Below are 937 nucleotides of genomic sequence, written 5' to 3' on the forward strand. Positions count from 1 at the left end.
GTGAACATACCCCAAGCATTATCAGCGACGCTTTTTCCAAAATGAAATGCTTGCGATATTCCCTTCATATTTAGATCTTCAATAGCTACAACATCAAAATGAGTAGCTAACTCTTTAGACTTATGATGAAGGAAGTTCTTACGTTGGTTTGCTACTTTTTCATGCAGCTTAGCTACACGGATACGTTGTTTATTCCAACGCTCTGAACCTTTTGTACGTCTTGATAATACTCGTTGCGCCTTTGCTAATCGGTCTAACATTTCACGATAGAACTTAGGATAATTGGCTCTCTCATCCTCAGAACTGACGTATAATTGATCCATCGCAAAGTCTAATCCAACAACTGTTTCTACTTCTTTTTGTACGATCTCTTTTTCGTATTCAGTCAAAATGGACACATAGTATTTACCAGTAGGTGTCATAGAAATCGTACATGACTTGATTATATGGTCTTGTGGTATTTCTCTATGCTGTTTGATACGTACCATTTTCAGTTTTGGCAATTTGATATGACCATTAAGCAACATAATATTTCCGTTCACTACATTCGTTGTATAAGACTTTCTGTCTTTTTTGCTTTTGAATGTTGGGAAGTCATTTTGACCACGAAAGAAATTTTTATAGGCAGTTTGCAAGTTTAGTTGAGCATTTGCCAAAGCTAATGAATCAACTTCTTTTAACCACTCAAATTCTGCTTTGTATTTTGCAGGAGTGGGAAGCTTTTGTTTCTTTAGTTGATCCTTATCATCTTTATGTTTTTCATACGCTTCTTTCCGTTCAGCTAACATTCTGTTATACACGAAACGTACACAACCGAAGGTTTTACGCATAAGATGTGCTTGGTCTTCTGTTGGATACAAACGGAATTTATATGCTTTATTTTGCTTTGTCATATCATTTCACCTCACTTTTCACTTTGATTTTCAATATATGTTTT

At 35.3% G+C, this 937-nt stretch carries 1 protein-coding gene; it reads right to left on the minus strand.

Annotated elements, in window-relative coordinates:
• Positions 1–893, minus strand: an 893-nt coding sequence (locus HMPREF2590_RS25075) for an RNA-guided endonuclease TnpB family protein (RefSeq protein WP_070861609.1), incomplete at its 3' end; no start/stop codon positions are given.
• Positions 894–937: the final 44 nt, after the last annotated feature.

The sequence above is a fragment of the Bacillus sp. HMSC036E02 genome (genome assembly GCF_001836235.1).
Classification (GTDB): domain Bacteria; phylum Bacillota; class Bacilli; order Bacillales; family Bacillaceae_G; genus Bacillus_A; species Bacillus_A cereus.